This window comes from Pseudomonas sp. PHC1 (assembly GCF_046487845.1).
In the GTDB taxonomy this organism is placed as follows: domain Bacteria; phylum Pseudomonadota; class Gammaproteobacteria; order Pseudomonadales; family Pseudomonadaceae; genus Aquipseudomonas; species Aquipseudomonas sputi.
This window is the reverse complement of the sequence record NZ_JBJXHJ010000020.1, coordinates 54,978-70,792: the sequence shown is the minus strand read 5'-3', so window position 1 is coordinate 70,792 and position 15,815 is coordinate 54,978. Positions and strand designations below refer to the sequence as shown.

Sequence of the window (15,815 nt, the reverse complement as noted above, 5' to 3'; positions counted from 1 at the left end):
AAGGGTCAAGGGTGTGCTTCGCGCACCCTGCCACTCCATCCAGGCACCGGCTGCAATACCAGCACCAGCCCGGAAAAACCCAACACAAGAAAGCTGAACACCTGCCAGCGCTGCGCATCCGGCCAGCCGACACGTACTGCGACAAACATCGCACACGCATACAACGCCATCAGCAACACCTGCCCGCGGAAATCCCGCCATAGACTGACAAGGCCCTCGGCCTGTACCAGCACCAAAGCCTGAAATATCACGCACGCGACGGCAAAACCCACTACCGCCACTTCAAACGTACTTGCAACTTCATCGATCAGCAGCGGTGCCAGGCCGATCTGACCCAGCACCGGCCGCAGACCGAGATGTACCAGCCACAGGCCACCGACCCACAACATCTGGGCCAGTTGCCAGAGCATCGCGCCCGCATGCAGCGGGCGCCCGCCCTCAGATGTGACGGACTTCGACAATCTCGTACTCGATATCGCCACCTGGCGTTTTCACAACGACCGTATCGCCCTCTTCCTTGGCAATCAAGGCGCGAGCGATCGGCGAGCCGACCGAAATCTTGCCGAGCTTGATGTCCGCCTCGTCCTCACCCACGATCTGGTAAGTGACGCTTTCATCAGTCTCGACGTTGGCGATTTCGACGGTGGTGCCGAAAATCACCTTGCCGGTGTGCGGAATGGTCGTTACGTCGATGATCACCGCGTTCTGCATGCGACCTTCGATGTCACGGATCCGCGCCTCTACCATGCCCTGCTGTTCGCGGGCGGCATGGTATTCGGCGTTTTCTTTCAAGTCACCCAACTCGCGGGCCGTACCGATGTCCTGGCTAAGCTTCGGACGAACGACCTTGGTCAGGTGAGCGTGCTCTTCTTCCAGGGCGCGAGCGCCCTGAACAGTCATTGGGTACTTGGTTATGCTCATGCCTTCAATCCTGCGTGTAGATCCTGCAAGCGGCGTACGGTCTTCTCGGGACCGAACTTCAGCGCTTCACAGATAGCTTCGCCAGCAGCAATGGTGGTGGTGCAGTAAATCTTGTGCTGCAAGGCGTTACGGCGAATGGAATAGGAATCGGCGATCGACTGGCGACCTTCGGTGGTGTTGATGATCAGGGTGACTTCGTCATTCTTGATCATGTCGACCACGTGCGGACGACCCTCGGTCACCTTGTTCACGCGACGCACTTTCAGACCTGCGGCTTCGATCAGCTTGGCGGTGCCGGCAGTGGCGACGACTTCGAAGCCCAAGTTGATCAGATCACGGGCCACGCCTGCAACCAGAGGCTTGTCATCGTCGCGCACACTGATGAATGCAGTACCGCCGGTCGGCAGCACTTCGCTGGCGCCCATCTGGGCTTTGGCAAAGGCTTCGCCGAAGGTATCGCCGACGCCCATCACCTCACCGGTGGACTTCATCTCTGGGCCGAGGATAGGGTCAACGCCAGGGAATTTGGCGAACGGGAACACCGCCTCTTTCACACTGTAGAAATTCGGAATGATTTCCTTGGTGAAGCCGATTTCCTTCAAGGTTTTACCGGCCATCACGCGAGCCGCGACCATCGCCAGGGAAATACCGATGCACTTCGACACGAACGGTACGGTACGGGAAGCACGCGGGTTGACTTCGATGACGTAGATGTCTTCGCCCTGCAGCGCCAACTGAACGTTCATCAGGCCGACCACGCCCAGCTCCAGGGCCATTTTCTTGACCTGTTCGCGCATTTCGTCCTGGATGTGCGCCGGCAGCGAGTAGGGAGGCAGCGAACACGCAGAGTCACCGGAGTGAACGCCCGCCTGTTCGATGTGCTGCATGATCGCGCCGATCACCACGTCCTTGCCGTCGCAGACCGCATCCACGTCCATCTCGATGGCGCAGTTGAGGAAGTGGTCGAGCAGCACCGGGCTGTCGTTCGACACTTGCACCGCGTCACGCAGGTAACGCTTGAGTTCTTCTTCCTTGTAGACGATTTCCATCGCCCGGCCGCCCAGTACGTAGGACGGACGCACCACCAGCGGGTAACCGATCTTCGCGGCAGCGCGAACGGCTTCGTCTTCGCTGCGCACAGTAGCGTTTGGCGGCTGACGCAGGTTCAGGCGCTCGACCATCTGCTGGAAGCGCTCACGGTCTTCGGCGCGGTCGATGGCGTCAGGGCTGGTGCCGATGATCGGCACGCCGGCTGCTTCCAGGGCGCGAGCCAGCTTCAGAGGCGTCTGGCCGCCGTACTGGACGATCACGCCTTTCGGCTTCTCGACGCGGCAGATTTCCAGCACGTCTTCCAGGGTCACCGGCTCGAAGTACAGACGGTCGGAAGTGTCGTAGTCAGTGGAAACGGTTTCCGGGTTGCAGTTGACCATGATGGTCTCGTACCCGTCATCGCGCAGCGCCAGTGCCGCGTGTACGCAGCAGTAGTCGAACTCGATGCCCTGACCGATACGGTTCGGGCCACCGCCAAGGATGATGATCTTGTCGCGACCGGACGGCGCGGCTTCACACTCTTCCTCGTAGGTCGAATACAGGTAGGCCGTGTCGGTGGCGAACTCGGCCGCGCAGGTGTCGACGCGCTTGTAGACCGGGAACACTTCCAGCTTGTGGCGGTGCGTGCGCAGGTTCTTCTCGGTGACACCCAGCAGCTTGGCCAGACGCTGGTCGGAGAAACCCTTGCGCTTGAGCTTGTACATCAGATCGCGGTCGATAGCGGACAGACCGAGGGTCTTGACCTTCTCTTCGTCCTTGATCAGATCTTCGATCTGTACCAGGAACCATGGATCGATCATGTTCATGCCGAAGATTTCTTCGACGGTCATGCCGGCGCGGAAAGCGTCCGCCACGTACCAGATACGCTCGGCACCCGGTACGGTCAGTTCGCGTTTGAGCACGCTCATGCTTTCCGGATTGCTCAGGTCGACCTTCTCGTCCAGACCGCAAACGCCCACTTCCAGACCGCGCAGGGCTTTCTGCAGGGATTCCTGGAAGGTACGGCCGATGGCCATGACTTCACCGACCGACTTCATCTGAGTGGTCAGGCGCGCGTCAGCGTTGGCGAATTTCTCGAACGCGAAGCGCGGCAGCTTGGTCACGACGTAGTCGATGGACGGCTCGAAAGACGCCGGCGTACGGCCGCCGGTGATGTCGTTCTGCAGTTCGTCGAGGGTGTAACCGACGGCCAGCTTGGCCGCGATCTTGGCGATCGGGAAACCGGTGGCTTTCGAGGCCAGAGCCGACGAGCGGGATACACGCGGGTTCATCTCGATCACGACCATACGGCCGGTGTCCGGGCAGATACCAAACTGCACGTTGGAACCGCCGGTCTCGACGCCGATCTCGCGCAGTACCGCCAGCGAGGCGTTACGCAGGATCTGGTATTCCTTGTCGGTCAGGGTCTGGGCTGGAGCAACAGTGATCGAGTCACCGGTGTGCACGCCCATCGGGTCGAAGTTTTCGATCGAGCAGACGATGATGCAGTTGTCCTTTTTGTCGCGGACAACTTCCATTTCATATTCTTTCCAGCCGATCAGCGATTCGTCGATCAGCAGTTCCTTGGTTGGCGACAGGTCCAGACCACGGGCGCAGATTTCTTCGAACTCTTCACGGTTGTAGGCGATACCGCCACCGGTGCCGCCCATGGTGAAGGACGGACGGATGATGCACGGGAAGCCCAGGCGCTCAAGCACCGCGTTGGCTTCTTCCATGCTGTGGGCGATACCGGAACGCGGGCATTCCAGGCCGATGGCTTTCATCGCCTTGTCGAAACGCGAGCGGTCTTCAGCCTTGTCGATGGTGTCGGCGTTGGCACCGATCATCTCAACGCCAAACTTCTCCAGAACGCCTTCGCGCTCCAGGTCCAGGGCACAGTTCAGCGCAGTCTGGCCGCCCATGGTTGGCAGCACTGCATCCGGACGCTCTTTTTCGATGATCTTGGCAACGGTCTGCCACTTGATCGGCTCGATGTAGGTGGCGTCGGCCATGTCCGGGTCGGTCATGATGGTGGCCGGGTTGGAGTTCACCAGGATGACGCGGTAACCCTCTTCGCGCAGGGCTTTGCAAGCCTGGGCGCCGGAGTAGTCGAATTCGCAGGCCTGGCCGATAACGATCGGGCCAGCGCCGAGAATCAGGATGCTTTTAATGTCTGTACGTTTTGGCATGGGTTTGTCACTCAAATCCGCAGGTCAGTCGGCAAGCCGTCTTGATCGATTTCTGAAGTCCCGAGGGGGCCGCCGGTTCCGGGGCCGCCCTCGAGGGGCTTCTCGCTACAGTCTCAAGGCGAGCGCTTAGCGTCGCTTGGCCATCTCGTTGATGAAGCGGTCAAACAGGGGGGCCACATCGTTCGGGCCCGGGCTCGCTTCAGGGTGACCCTGGAAGCTGAACGCGCTCTTGTCGGTGCGCTCGATACCTTGCAGGGTGCCGTCGAACAGCGATTTGTGAATCGCGCGGACGTTGGCTGGCAGGGTTTCTTCGTCAACCGCGAAACCGTGGTTCTGGCTGGTGATCATCACGACGCCAGTGTCCAGATCCTGAACCGGGTGGTTGGCACCGTGGTGGCCGTGGCCCATTTTCAGGGTCTTGGCGCCGGAGGCCAGAGCCAGCAGCTGGTGACCCAGGCAGATGCCGAAGACCGGAATCTCGGTTTCCAGCACTTCCTTGATCGCCTTGATCGCGTAGTCGCAAGGCTCCGGATCACCAGGGCCGTTGGACAGGAACACGCCGTCCGGCTTCAGGGCCAGTACGTCGGCAGCCGGGGTTTGCGCCGGCACCACGGTCACGCGGCAGCCGCGCTCGACCAGCATGCGCAGGATGTTGACCTTGACGCCGTAGTCGTAGGCAACCACGTGGTATGGCAGCTCGGAGGCTTCGATGGTCGCGTGGCTGTCGGTTTTCAGATCCCAGACAGTGGAGCGCCATTCGTATTGGGTCTTGGTGCTGACGACTTTCGCCAAGTCCATGCCCTTCAGGCCCGGGAAGCCTTGCGCCGCGGCGATGGCCGCTTCTTCGGAGAGGTTGTCGCCGGCCATGATGCAGCCGTTCTGTGCGCCTTTTTCACGCAGGATGCGGGTCAGACGACGAGTGTCGATACCGGCGATCGCCACAACATTGTTGGCTTTCAGGTAATCGGACAGGGACATCGTGTTACGCCAGTTGCTCGCTACCAGCGGCAGGTCACGGATGACCAGGCCAGCTGACCAGACGCGATCGGACTCGGCGTCTTCCGGCGTGGTGCCGGTGTTGCCGATGTGCGGGTAAGTCAGAGTAACGATCTGTTGGGCGTAGGAAGGATCGGTAAGGATTTCCTGATAGCCGGTCATTGCGGTGTTGAACACCACCTCACCAACGGTCTGACCGTCGGCTCCAATGGCTTCGCCGCGAAAAATGCTGCCATCAGCAAGGGCGAGTATGGCTGGCTTAGTCAAGAAGACCTCCCGTAAATAACGCATGAAAGGGCAATCGCAGGTTGTAAAAAAGCGGAGTGACGTATGGACACGTCACCCCGCTTGTTCACTGAATTATTCTGCGCGCTTTTAGTGGACACACTAAAGCTGTAGCTTACAGAAAAAGGGTTTTTTGGTCTACCGCCAATGAGCCCGAAAGGCCGGAGAATGCGACAGGGCGTCGCTCAGCGGATTGAAACCGGCAAAAACAGGGCGTTTGTGCCGGCTTCAGAACATCTCAATGCAGGTCGAGCACGTCCTGCATGTCATACAAACCAGGCTCACGAGCATCCAGCCACAAGGCTGCACGCACCGCGCCCTTGGCGAACGTCATGCGACTCGAAGCCTTGTGGGTAATCTCCAGGCGCTCGCCCTCGCAGGCAAACAGCACCGTGTGATCACCCACCACATCACCACCGCGAACAGTGGCAAAACCGATGGTTTCACGCTCACGGGCGCCGGTGTGACCTTCACGGCCATAGACCGCGACCTTCTGCAGATCACGATCCAGCGCATGGGCGATCACCTCACCCATGCGCAGGGCCGTACCCGACGGCGCATCGATCTTGTGCCGATGATGAGCCTCAATGATTTCGATGTCCGCATCATCCGCCAACACCCGAGCAGCCATGTCGAGCAACTTCAGCGACAGGTTGACGCCGACACTGAAGTTGGCGGCGAACACGATTGGAATATCCTTGCCCGCCTCGGCCAGCAACTGCTTCTGCGCAGCATCCAGCCCGGTCGTGCCGATGACCATCGCCTTGCCGGCCTTGCGGCAGAAGGCCAGGTTTTTCAGCATGACTTCCGGCAGAGTGAAGTCGATCAATACATCAAATTCCTCCGCCACCGACTCCAGGTTTCCGGACAGCGGCACGCCGATTCGACCGAGCGAAGCCAGCTCACCGGCATCCACACCGATCAGCGTACTGCCAGGGCGGACAATCGCGGCCGTCAAACCGGTCAGCGGCGCGCGCTGCTGCACCGCCTCGACCAGAATCTTGCCCATGCGCCCGGCAGCGCCCATCACAGCTATACGTCGCATGCCGACTCCTTACAGATCGCCGAAGAAGCGCTTCACACCGTCAAACCAACCGGTGGCTTTCGGGGAGTGACTGTTGTCGTCCGCCAGGGAGCTGCGGAATTCTTCCAACAGCTCACGCTGACGACGGTTCAGATTGACCGGCGTTTCGACGGTCACACGGCACATCAGGTCGCCCGCACCACCGCCACGCACCGGCGCAACGCCCTTGCCGCGTATGCGGAACTGCTTGCCGGTCTGAGTTCCTTCCGGAATCTTCAGCTTCACGCGACCGTCGAGGGTCGGAACTTCCAGCTCGCCGCCCATGGCTGCGTCGACGAAACTGATCGGCACTTCGCAGAACAGATGCTTGCCGTCACGCTGGAAGATGTCGTGCTCGCGGACGTTGATCACCACGTACAGGTCGCCAGTCGGGCCACCCTGAGTGCCCGCCTCGCCTTCGCCGGACAGACGAATGCGGTCACCGGTGTCGACACCGGCCGGCACTTTGACGGAGAGGGTTTTGTATTCTTCAACGCGACCGTCACCGTGGCAGGAGTCGCACGGATCGGAAATGATCTTGCCCTGGCCATGGCAGCGCGGGCAGGTCTGCTGCACCGAGAAGAAACCTTGCTGCATGCGCACCTGACCGATGCCGCCGCAAGTCGGGCAAGTCGATGGCGACGAGCCTTTCTTGGCACCCGAACCATCGCATGGTTTGCAGTTGACCAGTGTCGGAACGCGGATATTCACGGTGGTACCGCGCACCGCCTCTTCCAGGTTCAGCTCCAGGGTGTAACGCAAATCGCTGCCGCGCTGGGCGCCGCCACGGGAACCGCCGCGACCGCCACCGAAGAAGTCACTGAAGACATCACCGAAGATGTCGGAGAAGTTCTGACCGCCGAAGCCTGCACCGCCGCCGCCCATGCTCGGGTCGACGCCGGCATGACCGTACTGATCGTACGCCGCACGCTTGCTGGAGTCGGACAGCACTTCGTAGGCTTCGTTGGCCTCTTTGAACAGATCCTCCGACGCCTTGTCACCGGGATTACGGTCCGGGTGGTGCTTCATCGCCAGACGGCGATAGGCCTTTTTCAGGTCTGCTTCGCTTGAGCCGCGCTCAACACCCAACACTTCGTAATAGTCACGCTTAGCCATAAGTTCTTCATACTCTTGAGGACGTTCGGCAAACCCCTCCTGAGCTTCGCCAAACTCGTTGAGCCCCAATACAGGCCCGGACCCAACTCACGTCAATTCAACGATCCTGGTCTTTGGTTCATGCGGTATTTGCGGCGCGAAAAGCAGGAGCATTTCCGACCATACCGCCAGCATTCGAGCCTTGTCGCATGCTGTAAAAATTCGCGTATTCCAGATACGCCAACGCGGGAGCAAGCTCCCGCGCGGCGACATCCTACCAGTCACCGCCGCAAGGCAGTCAACCGGGCGACCAACAACTTACTTGTGGTCTTTGACTTCTTCGAACTCGGCATCGACAACATCGTCAGCCTTTTCAGCCTTCTCGTCGTGCGGTGCCGCGCCTTCAGCAGGCTGAGCCTGTTCGGCGTACATCTTCTGGGCAACCGGCGCAGAGACTTTCGACAGCTCTTCAACCTTGGCATCAATGGCAGCCTTGTCATCGCCTTTGACGGCCGCTTCCAGGGCAACCACAGCCGCTTCGATTGCAGTCTTCTCTTCTGCAGTCACTTTGTCGCCAGCGTCAGCGATCATCTTGCGAGTCGAGTGAACCAGTGCATCACCCTGGTTACGGGCAGCGGCCAGCTCTTCGAACTTGCGGTCTTCCTCGGCGTTCAGCTCGGCGTCGCGCACCATCTTCTGGATTTCTTCATCCGACAGACCGGAGTTGGCCTTGATGGTGATCTTCTGCTCTTTGCCAGTCGCCTTGTCCTTCGCACCGACGTGCAGGATGCCGTTGGCGTCGATGTCGAAGGTCACTTCGATCTGCGGCACGCCACGTGGAGCAGGTGGAATGTCAGCCAGGTCGAACTTGCCCAGGGACTTGTTCTGTGCGGCTTGCTTGCGCTCACCTTGCAGGACGTGAATGGTCACCGCGCCCTGGTTGTCGTCGGCCGTCGAGAACACTTGCGATTTCTTGGTAGGAATCGTGGTGTTTTTCTCGATCAGCGCGGTCATCACGCCACCCATGGTTTCGATACCCAGGGTCAGCGGGCTGACGTCGAGCAGCAGAACGTCTTTCACGTCACCGGCCAGAACGGCACCCTGGATGGCAGCACCCATGGCAACAGCTTCGTCCGGGTTCACGTCTTTACGTGCTTCTTTACCGAAGAAATCGGTAACTGCCTTCTGCACCAGCGGCATACGAGTCTGACCACCAACCAGAATCACGTCATCAATTTTGCTGGCGTCGATACCGGCGTCCTTCAGAGCAATACGGCACGGCTCGATGGTACGGTTCACCAGATCTTCGACCAGCGACTCGAGCTTGGCACGAGAGATCTTCACGTTCAGGTGCTTAGGACCCGTCGCATCTGCTGTGATGTACGGCAGGTTGACGTCGGTCGACTGAGAAGAAGACAGCTCGATCTTGGCTTTCTCAGCGGCTTCTTTCAGACGCTGCAGGGCCAGAGGGTCGTTCTTCAGGTCCATGCCGGACTCTTTCTTGAACTCGTCGACGAGGTAGTCGATCAGGCGCATGTCAAAGTCTTCGCCGCCCAGGAAGGTGTCACCGTTGGTGGCCAGTACTTCGAACTGGTGCTCGCCGTCAACTTCAGCGATTTCGATCACGGAAACGTCGAAGGTACCACCACCCAGGTCGTAAACGATCACGGTGTGATCGCCCTTGGCCTTGTCCATGCCATAAGCCAGAGCGGCTGCGGTTGGTTCGTTGATGATACGTTTTACGTCCAGACCGGCGATGCGGCCAGCATCTTTAGTTGCCTGACGCTGACTGTCGTTGAAGTAGGCCGGAACGGTGATCACCGCTTCGGTCACCGCTTCGCCGAGGTAGTCTTCGGCGGTCTTCTTCATCTTCTTCAGGACTTCGGCGCTGATTTGCGGCGGAGCCATCTGCTTGCCGGAGGCCTCGACCCAAGCGTCACCATTGTTGGCCTTGACGATTTTGTAAGGCACCAGCTTGATGTCTTTCTGTACAACGTCTTCTTCGAAGCGGCGACCAATCAGACGCTTCACTGCGAAAAGGGTGTTGTGCGGGTTGGTCACAGCCTGACGCTTGGCGGACTGACCGACCAGGATTTCACCATCATTGGCGTAAGCAATGATCGACGGCGTGGTACGCGCGCCTTCAGCGTTCTCAATGACTTTGGCTACGCCGTTTTCCAGCACGGAGACGCAGGAGTTGGTAGTCCCCAGGTCGATACCGATAATTTTGCCCATGTTCACTCTCCCGAAACTTTGGATTTTTTTGCCGCAGCAGTGGTGGCTAACTGCGGTAATACTTAAACGCTTGACTTCTAAATGGGGGCCTTGCGGCTAATTTCAAGCCTTCTCGTCAATCGAAGGCGAAACTGGCGCCGGCGCCTTGCTGACCACGACCATCGCCGGGCGCAACAGGCGACCGTTGAGCTGATAGCCCTTCTGGAACACCTTCAGAATGCTGTTCGGCTCCAGGTCAGCACTTTCCTGCATGGCCATCGCCTGATGCTCTACGGCGTTGAAAGGTTCACCTTCCTGCGGGCTTACAGCGACAAGCTGATAACGCGCGAGGGTGTCGTGAAACATTTTCAGGGTGAGCTCGATGCCTTCACGCATCGGACGGATGCTCTCGTCATCCGGGCTCGACAGCTCAAGGCCGCGCTCCAGGCTGTCGACGATCGGCAGCAGGTCGCCGGCGAATTTTTCCAGCGCAAACTTGTGCGCCTTTTCGACATCCTGCTCGGCACGGCGGCGGACGTTCTGCAGATCGGCAGCTACGCGCAGCGATTGATCCTGCGCGGCGGCCAATTGCTCTTCGAGCACTTGTACACGGGTCGCCAGGTCATCACCCGAAGCCTCGGGCGCCTGATTGGCTTCTGGATTTTGCGTATCTACTGTCTGTTCGTCAGCCATAGAATTCTCCTTTCAATATCGTCCGCGAGTTCGGTTCGCGCTTCTGCCCCGGTATATGGGGCCGCAAAATCAGGCTTCAAGGGCTGACAACGATTAACCCTACAAAAAAGTGCTGCATTGTCATTCCCTGGCGCGACAAGCATTTGATCGGATCATCCTCATCGAACCAGGCAAGGGCATTGTCAGCCCGAAACAAAACACTGTATAAATAACCAGACCTGAAGCCTGGGAGCGGCCTTTATGCTGGTGCACCTGTCCGTACACAACTACGCCATCGTTGAACATCTCGATCTCGAACTCGATCGCGGCATGAGCGTGATTACCGGGGAAACCGGCGCCGGCAAATCGATCATGCTCGATGCCCTGGGCCTGACGCTCGGTGATCGCGCCGACAGCGGCGTGGTGCGACCGGGCGCCGACAAGGCCGACATCCTGGCGACCTTCGATCTGGCCGACATCCCCGAGGCCAGCGCCTGGCTGGCAGAACGCGACCTGGAAATCGACGGCCCGTGCATCCTGCGCCGGGTCATCACTTCCGAAGGTCGTTCACGCGGCTATATAAATGGCACGCCCTGCCCGCTCGGCGACCTCAAGGCGCTCGGCGAGCTGCTGATCGATATCCACAGTCAGCACGAACACCAATCCCTGCTCAAGACTGACACCCATCGACGCCTGCTCGACGAGTACGCTGGGGCCACCGATCTGGCGCGCCAGGTTCACCTAGCTGCCCAGCGCTGGCGCCAGACCCGCCAGGAGCTGGAACGCCTTTCCAACTCCGGCGACGAACAGCGAGCGCGCCATCAACTGCTCAGCTACCAGCTCGAAGAACTGGAAAACCTCGGCCTCGGCGAAAACGAACTGGAAGAGCTGGAGCAGGAACACAAGAACCTGACCAACGCCGAAACGCTGCTCGGGATTTGCCGACAAGTGGTCGAACAGTGCAGTGAAAGCGATTCCGGCAACGTGCTGAATGCCCTGACGGCCAGCCTCAATCGGCTGTCGAGCGTGAACAACTCGGTCGGCGCGCTGGGTGAGGCGAGCAGCCTGCTGACCAGTGCGCAGATCCAGGTCGAAGAAGCCGTCGGTGAACTCAATCGCTTTCTCGACAACTTCGATGCCGATCCGGCGCGCCTGCAATATCTGGAAGAACGTCTGGATTCCATCTACACACTGGCACGCAAACACCGCATACAGCCGACGGAATTGGCAGAGATGCAGCAGAAGCTGCTCGACGAAATCGAAGCGCTGGACGCCAACGATGAATCCATCGAACGCCTCGCCGAAGAACTCGCGTCCTATGCCCGCCACTATCAGGAAAAGGCTCGGGAACTGAGCGAGCTGCGTCACCAGGCAGCCGGCAGCCTGGCAAGCGCGGTGGAGCAGGAGATCCAGCGCCTGGGCATGCCCGGTGGTCGCTTCACCATCGAATTGCGCCCCAACAACAGCAACGAACTGCAACCCAATGGCCTGGAACAAGTCGAGCTGCTGGTCAGCGCCAACCCGGGTCAACCCTTGAAGGCGCTGGCCAAAGTGGCGTCCGGCGGTGAGCTGTCACGGATCAGCCTGGCAATCCAGGTGATTACCGCCCAGACCTCTCGCGTACCGACGCTGGTGTTCGACGAAGTGGACGTGGGCATTGGCGGTCCTACGGCCGAAATCGTCGGCCAATTGTTGCGTCGCCTCGGGGATCGCGGACAGGTACTGACGGTTACACACTTGCCGCAAGTCGCGGCTCAGGGGCATCAACATCTGTTCGTGCATAAGGTGCGCGGTGAACAGGCGACTCACACGGCCGTTTCGAAACTGAGCAAGAATGACCGTATAGAAGAAGTCGCGCGGATGCTTGGCGGCATCGATCTGACCAAAGAGTCCTTGGCGCACGCAAAAAAGATGGTCGTTACCGCAAAGGTTTAAGCACAGCAGAAAGCACGAAGGCGACCCTTGGGTCGCCTTCGCTCGTTTCGCGAACCTGAAATTCGCGCAACATCTTACTTTTTCTTGCGTACGTACAGCACCAGATTGTGATCCACCAAATCGACACCGTGCTCCTCGGCGATTGCCTTCTGGAGCTTTTCGATTTCCGGGCTGACAAATTCAACCACCTCACCGGTTTCCACGTTGACCATGTGGTCGTGGTGGCCACCGTCGGCCAATTCGAATACCGCGTGGCCGCCGTCGAAGTTGTGACGGACCACGAGGCCAGCCGCTTCGAACTGGGTCAGAACACGGTAGACCGTGGCCAGACCGACATCCTCGCCAGCTTCCATCAACGCCTTGTAGACGTCCTCGGCACTCATGTGACGCTGCTCTGTAGAGTCGAGCATTTGCAGGATCTTGACCCGTGGCAGGGTCACTTTGAGGCCGGCTTTGCGTAGTTCGCTATTTTCAACCATGGTCAGCTTTCTCGCGATGCTGCTTCGCAGCTTCTCTTAATGCGGGTATGATCGGCGTTTACGTTGTCCCAGCCAAGATAGTGGAAGTCGCCCACCGATGCAAAACACCAAGCTCTTGCTAACCAGTTTCACCTTTGTGGGACTGCTCGCACTCGCCGGTTGTTCATTCCCCGGGGTTTACAAAATCGACATCCAGCAGGGCAATGTCGTCACGCAGGACATGATAGACCAGTTACGCCCCGGAATGACCCGGCCGCAAGTACGGTTTATCATGGGCAACCCTCTGCTTGCCGACACGTTCCATGCCAACCGCTGGGATTATCTGTACAGCCTGCAACCGGGTGGCGGTGAACGCCAACAGGAACGCATGAGTGTCATTTTCGACTCGAATGACCGCCTTGTCAGTCTGTCCGGTGACTTCATGCCAGGCGTCAGCCGTGACGAAGCCATCCTCGGCAAGGACAGTGACACCAGCGTGACCACGCCTGCTGAAAACGTCGAGCAGCCGAAACCGGAAAAACCGGCCAAGCCTGGCTCCTTGCTGGATCAGATCCAGAAGGACGTCGATGGTGTGGAAACCGTTCCGGTTCCAACGCCAGAACCGCTGGACACCTCGCCGCAATAATGTGCGACGCAATAAAAAACCCGGAAATTCCGGGTTTTTTATTGCCTGCTGTTTGACCAGCCTACTGATTTCGCGCCTTGGCTTCGGCAGCCTTGGCGGCACGCAGACGGCGCACCTCTTTCGGATCAGCCAACAACGGTCGATAGATCTCGATGCGATCGCCGTCCTGAACCCGCCGGGCATCAGGATCAGCGATCACTTTGCCGAAGATCCCCAAAGGACAACTCTTCAGATCCAGCTCCGGAAATTCCGCATCAATACCGGACGCCATCAGCGCCGCACGCACCGTCGTACCCTCGGCAACACTGATTACACGCAAAACCTGACGATCAACGGCGGCATACACCACTTCGATTTCGATCACCGGCTCAACCATGCATCTGCTTGGCACGCTGGCAGAACGCGTCCACCAATGTATTGGCTGCCTGATTGAACAAAGGACCGAGCGTCGCGCGGACCAGCGGCCCGGCGTAGTCGAAGGACAGATCCAGACTGATCTTGCAGGCTTTCTCGTTCAGTGCCTTGAACACCCAGACGCCGTGCAGTTGATTGAACGGCCCCTCCTCCAGGTTCATCTCGATCGACTGCCCCGGCACCAGCGTATTGCGCGTCACGAAGTGCTGACTGAGACCACCCTTGGCCACGCCGACACTGGCGCGCATGTGCTCAGGCGAGCTTTCCAGGACTTCAGCAGACGAGCACCACGGCAGAAACTCCGGGTAACGCGCCACGTCATTGACCAGGTCGTAGAGAAATTGCGCCGGATAAGGCAGCAGCGCCGATCGTTGAATATGTGTCGTCATGTAAGCGTCACTTCCAGAGCTGGGCGGCAAACACTACAAGAATGCCGATGGGCGCCACATAGCGCATCAAGAACAGAGACAGGGCAAACAGCGCCGGGCTGCGAATCGACAATTCGTCTCGCACCGCCTCACGCCCCATCACCCAACCGGCAAACAGCACGAAGCACAGCCCGCCGAGCGGCAACATGATTCGCGAGGTGAAGAAGTCAATCACACCAAAGAAGTCCAGACCACCGGCCGCACCCCATTGGTAGAGATGGAACACCCCGCCATCGTTCACGAAAAATTTGGCCTCCTTCCAGATATTGAAGGAAAACACCGTGCCCAGGCCAACGAACCAGCAGGTGAACGCCAGCCAGAATGTCACCCAAGTACGACTGATTTTAGTCCGCTCGACCAGATAGGCGACCATTGGCTCCAGCAGGGAAATCGCCGAGCTCCAGGCCGCAATGGCCACCAGAACGAAGAACACCACGCCCATCAACTGGCCGAAAAGCACATTACCGAAAGCAAACGGCAGGCTGACGAACATCAGCCCCGGGCCTTCACTCGGGTTCAAGCCACCGGCGAACACAATCGGAAACAAGGCCAGACCGGCCACCAGCGAAACAAAAGTATCGAGCAGCGCCACACCGACGACCGTGCCGGACAGCGAAGCTTCCTTGGTCATGTAGGCGCCGTAGATCATGATCGAGCCCACGCCCACGCTCAGGGAGAAGAATGCGTGCCCCATGGCCGGCAGCAAGCCGTCGAGGACTTTCTCGGGGTGGAAGTCGAACATGAAATGCACGCCCTCCATGAAATGCCCGGTGGTCATGCTGTAACCCAGCAAAACCAGCACCATCACGAACAGCAGCGGCATCATGATCCGCAGGCTGCGCTCAAGCCCGGCAACCACGCCTTTGGCGATCACCACCGCCGACAGCAGCATGAAAACCGTGTGCCAAAGTGTCAGGCGCCATGGGTCGGAGATGACATTTCCAAAATAGGCCCCGACCTGATCGGCCGTAGCGCCCTGAAAATCTCCGCGCCCCATATCAATGATGTAATCCAGCGACCAGCCGCCGACCACACTGTAAAAAGACAGAATCAGCAACGCCGTGATCATCCCGGCGAACGCGCCCCACGACCATTTTCCCGAGTGTCCGGCTTCCCGCGCCAGCACCTTCAGGGCATTCGCCGGACTCTGACGGGCACGCCGGCCGATCAGGGTTTCAGCGAGCATTACCGGGATGCCGATCAGCGCGATACACGCCAGAAACATCAGCACGAAGGCGCCGCCACCGTAGACCCCGACCATGTAGGGGAATTTCCAGATGCTGCCCAATCCCACGGCCGAACCGGTCGCGGCGAATATGAAAACCCAGCGGCTAGCCCAACTGCCGTGGACAGAAACCTTGTCTGTCGACATCGTTTATCACGCCCAAGCGTTAGAAAAAGAGGCCGCATTGTCCGGGATTCACTCAACCTGCTCAAGCACGCAGCATCACCGTAGCCGACAGCCGTTTA

At 59.1% G+C, this 15,815-nt stretch carries 14 protein-coding genes; 2 read left to right on the top strand and 12 right to left on the bottom strand.

Features of this window, described 5'->3' with window-relative positions; translation table 11 throughout:
* Positions 1 to 5: 5 nt before the first annotated feature.
* The 8 genes from ACKJSM_RS22025 to grpE form a co-directional block, all read right to left on the bottom strand.
* The gene (locus ACKJSM_RS22025; RefSeq protein WP_410238863.1) at positions 6 to 410 is read right to left on the bottom strand and encodes an MFS transporter; all 405 of its coding nucleotides are present in this window, start codon (positions 408 to 410) and stop codon (positions 6 to 8) included.
* A gap of 28 nt (positions 411 to 438) precedes the next feature.
* Entirely contained in the window at positions 439 to 915 is a 477-nt protein-coding gene (gene greA, locus ACKJSM_RS22020; protein ID WP_236181504.1) for a transcription elongation factor GreA, read from the bottom strand.
* A gap of 2 nt (positions 916 to 917) precedes the next feature.
* Positions 918 to 4,139 (bottom strand): carbamoyl-phosphate synthase large subunit, encoded by a 3,222-nt coding sequence (gene carB, locus ACKJSM_RS22015; protein WP_039769162.1) that lies wholly within the window; start codon positions 4,137 to 4,139, stop codon positions 918 to 920.
* Between the two features lie 126 nt (positions 4,140 to 4,265).
* Positions 4,266 to 5,402: a glutamine-hydrolyzing carbamoyl-phosphate synthase small subunit gene (gene carA / locus ACKJSM_RS22010; protein WP_236181456.1), complete on the bottom strand. Its 1,137-nt coding sequence runs from the start codon at positions 5,400 to 5,402 to the stop codon at positions 4,266 to 4,268.
* 256 nt (positions 5,403 to 5,658) lie between these two features.
* Positions 5,659 to 6,465, bottom strand: coding sequence for a 4-hydroxy-tetrahydrodipicolinate reductase (gene dapB, locus ACKJSM_RS22005; protein WP_236181455.1), 807 nt, complete (start codon positions 6,463 to 6,465; stop codon positions 5,659 to 5,661).
* 9 nt (positions 6,466 to 6,474) lie between these two features.
* Positions 6,475 to 7,599, bottom strand: coding sequence for a molecular chaperone DnaJ (dnaJ, locus tag ACKJSM_RS22000; RefSeq protein ID WP_236181454.1), 1,125 nt, complete (start codon positions 7,597 to 7,599; stop codon positions 6,475 to 6,477).
* Positions 7,600 to 7,896: 297 nt separating this feature from the next.
* The gene (gene dnaK, locus ACKJSM_RS21995) at positions 7,897 to 9,813 is read right to left on the bottom strand and encodes a molecular chaperone DnaK (protein WP_236181453.1); all 1,917 of its coding nucleotides are present in this window, start codon (positions 9,811 to 9,813) and stop codon (positions 7,897 to 7,899) included.
* 102 nt (positions 9,814 to 9,915) lie between these two features.
* Positions 9,916 to 10,485 carry a nucleotide exchange factor GrpE gene (grpE, locus tag ACKJSM_RS21990; protein WP_192563470.1) on the bottom strand — a complete coding sequence of 190 codons (570 nt, stop codon included), beginning with the start codon at positions 10,483 to 10,485 and terminating at the stop codon, positions 9,916 to 9,918.
* A gap of 240 nt (positions 10,486 to 10,725) precedes the next feature.
* On the opposite strand from grpE, the gene recN reads away from it, so the two are divergent.
* Positions 10,726 to 12,399 (top strand): DNA repair protein RecN, encoded by a 1,674-nt coding sequence (gene recN / locus ACKJSM_RS21985; protein ID WP_236181452.1) that lies wholly within the window; start codon positions 10,726 to 10,728, stop codon positions 12,397 to 12,399.
* 74 nt (positions 12,400 to 12,473) lie between these two features.
* On the opposite strand, the gene fur is transcribed toward recN, so the two are convergent.
* Positions 12,474 to 12,878: a ferric iron uptake transcriptional regulator gene (gene fur / locus ACKJSM_RS21980; protein ID WP_003221515.1), complete on the bottom strand. Its 405-nt coding sequence runs from the start codon at positions 12,876 to 12,878 to the stop codon at positions 12,474 to 12,476.
* Between the two features lie 97 nt (positions 12,879 to 12,975).
* On the opposite strand from fur, the gene ACKJSM_RS21975 reads away from it, so the two are divergent.
* A complete protein-coding gene (locus ACKJSM_RS21975) occupies positions 12,976 to 13,503 on the top strand; it encodes an outer membrane protein assembly factor BamE (protein ID WP_236181451.1) in 528 nt (175 codons plus the stop codon).
* Positions 13,504 to 13,564: 61 nt separating this feature from the next.
* Here ACKJSM_RS21975 and ACKJSM_RS21970 read toward each other — a convergent pair whose 3' ends face one another.
* The 3 genes from ACKJSM_RS21970 to ACKJSM_RS21960 are packed head-to-tail and all read right to left on the bottom strand — an operon-like array spanning position 13,565 to position 15,717.
* Positions 13,565 to 13,879: an RnfH family protein gene (locus tag ACKJSM_RS21970; protein ID WP_410238839.1), complete on the bottom strand. Its 315-nt coding sequence runs from the start codon at positions 13,877 to 13,879 to the stop codon at positions 13,565 to 13,567.
* Complete coding sequence (locus ACKJSM_RS21965; RefSeq protein ID WP_003221509.1) at positions 13,872 to 14,306, bottom strand: type II toxin-antitoxin system RatA family toxin; 435 nt, start codon at positions 14,304 to 14,306, stop codon at positions 13,872 to 13,874. The genes ACKJSM_RS21970 and ACKJSM_RS21965 overlap by 8 nt, the downstream gene beginning before the upstream one ends.
* 7 nt (positions 14,307 to 14,313) lie before the next feature.
* Entirely contained in the window at positions 14,314 to 15,717 is a 1,404-nt protein-coding gene (locus tag ACKJSM_RS21960; protein WP_085654572.1) for a sodium-dependent transporter, read from the bottom strand.
* Between the last annotated feature and the right edge of the window lie 98 nt (positions 15,718 to 15,815).